The 2,171-nt window shown below is 69.6% G+C and carries 1 protein-coding gene and 1 pseudogene; one reads left to right on the forward strand and one right to left on the reverse strand.

Annotated elements, in window-relative coordinates; translation table 11 throughout:
• Nucleotides 1-289 precede the first annotated feature (289 nt).
• Complete coding sequence (locus tag ABT147_RS47090; protein WP_351418707.1) at nucleotides 290-1,906, forward strand: helix-turn-helix domain-containing protein; 1,617 nt, start codon at nucleotides 290-292, stop codon at nucleotides 1,904-1,906.
• Between the two features lie 19 nt (nucleotides 1,907-1,925).
• Here ABT147_RS47090 and ABT147_RS47095 read toward each other — a convergent pair.
• Nucleotides 1,926-2,171, reverse strand: a pseudogene (locus tag ABT147_RS47095) (HAD domain-containing protein); the annotation flags it as partial.

The raw sequence follows: 2,171 nt of genomic DNA on the forward strand, positions 1-2,171 counted from the left end.
GGTGAGCATGGTGGCCATGGCCGTGACCGTCAGTGTGCGTCGGACTCGTGACATGTGGTTCGTCCCCGTTCTCTGTCTCGTTCTGTTTCTCGTTCGTTCCGTGTCGGACGTTGGTCTGTGCCGACGAGATCAACTGTGCTGTTCCGTTTGGGCCGTGGGCCAGTGATCTCGCGTCTCAACTCGCCATGGGACGTGGGCCACGCCGTTGACCTGGTGCGTTGCAGACGGTTTGGGACGGGCATGGAATGCTGGGCGGAAGTCGGAGCAAGGTGTCACGGGGGTAGAGGCCTTGGACGGGACGCGGGAAGCCAAGGAGTTGGCCGCCGTTCTGGCGGAGCTGAAGAGGCGCAGCGGCCTCAGCTACCAGGAGTTGGGGCGGCGGGTCTTCACCAGCAGTTCCACCCTTCACCGGTACTGCAGCGGCAAGGGGGTGCCGGGCGACTACGACCTCGTCGTCCGTATCGCCAAGGAGTGCGGAGCCGACGCGGACGAACTGAACACGCTGCTGCGACGCTGGCGGGCCGCGACCGGGCAGGAACCGGAACGAGGGGCGGGGCGGGAATCAGGGCAGGGGCCGGCGCCGGCGCCCGTTCGGCGGCGTCCCCTGGGCACGAGGTTCGTCCTGGCCGCCGTCATGGCACTGGTCGTCCTCTGCACCGCCGTCGCGAGCGCCCCGTACGAGGCGGCGACGACGACCGTGCCGACGCCGGCCGGGGCGACGAGCTGGGCGCAGGCGCCGAAGCCCGTCGATCCGGAACTGTTCGGCGTGACGATGAACAGCTCCAGCGGGGCCATGCCGTCCTTTCAGACCGGCGCGCTGCGGCTGTGGGACAGCGAGACCCGCTGGGCCCAGGTGGAACCCGTACGCGGGGAGTACGACTGGTCCACGCTCGACCGGCTCCTCGACGGTGCCGAACAGGAGGGCCTGCCCACGTTGTTCGTCTTCGGCGGTACGCCCGCCTGGGCCGCCCCGGAGGCCCGGAAGGCCGCGTATCCGGACGGTTCGCGAGCGGCGCCACCGGACGACCTGGACGACTGGGACGTCTTCGTGCGTGCTCTCGTAGGGCATGCGGGTGCCCGTATCGACGCGTACGAGCTGTGGGTCATGGCGAACCATGAGCACCACTACAACGGCAGCGTCGCGACACTCGTGGAGATGACCCGGCGGGCGAGCCGCATCATCCGGGAGGCCGACGCGGACGCGACCGTGGTGTGCCCCTCGATCACCGAGCTGTGGACGGCCGATGCACACGAATACCTGCTGCGATTCGCCGAGTCGGGCGGCTACCAGTACTGCGACGCGGCGGGGATCAAGCTGTACCAGCGTCAGGTCACCGACCCGCCGGAGACCATGCTGGAGGCGGTGCGCGATGTCGACCGGACGTTCCAGCGGGCGGGGTACCACCTGCCGCTGTGGAGCACCGGCACCACGCAGACCGTGACGCTGAACGATCCGCTGCAGGACGACACGGCGGCCGACTACGCGGTCCGCTTCTATCTGACGGGCCTGTACGCCCGGCACCGGGGCCTGGCCCGCATGTACTTCTACGCATGGGGCAACGGCAAGATCCCCCTCGTCCTCCAGGCCGAGGGCCAACCACCCACCAAGGCGGGCCTGTTCGTCGCCCGCCTCCAGCGGTGGCTGGCCCACGCGGACGTCCGCTCCTGCGGCCACGGCCTCCAGATCGCCCTGCCCGAGAACGTCTGGCAGTGCGAGTTCCTCATGCCCGACGAGCACGGCACCCTCCGCAAGGCCCGCATCCGCTGGACCCACATGGGCACGGCCGACACCCCCCTCGGCACCGGCGCCCGCAGCGTCGAGTACCTCGACAGCACCGCTCGCGAGGTCGACGACCGCGAAACGGAACACATCACGGAACGACCGATACTGATCCGGTACGACTGACCGAACCCGAGAGTGCCCCTCATCCCGCAGGTCGGAACGGCCGTCGCAGCCACGAGTCGAGCGCGGCGTAGTCGCCGTCGGTGAGACCGAGGCGGGGGTCGACGCGATGGAGCAGGGCCAGGCCCCGATGGTGGACGGCGCCCCAGGCCCGGTCCCGGTCGGTGACCTCGTCGTCAACCCATACGAACGGCCGCCCCGCCGTCCACGCGACGAGGGTGCGGGTCTCCTAGTGCGGTCCGCCGCGTACGTCCTGATTGTCCCGCCG

The organism is Streptomyces sp. NPDC001868, assembly GCF_040297125.1.
In the GTDB taxonomy this organism is placed as follows: Bacteria; Actinomycetota; Actinomycetes; order Streptomycetales; family Streptomycetaceae; genus Streptomyces.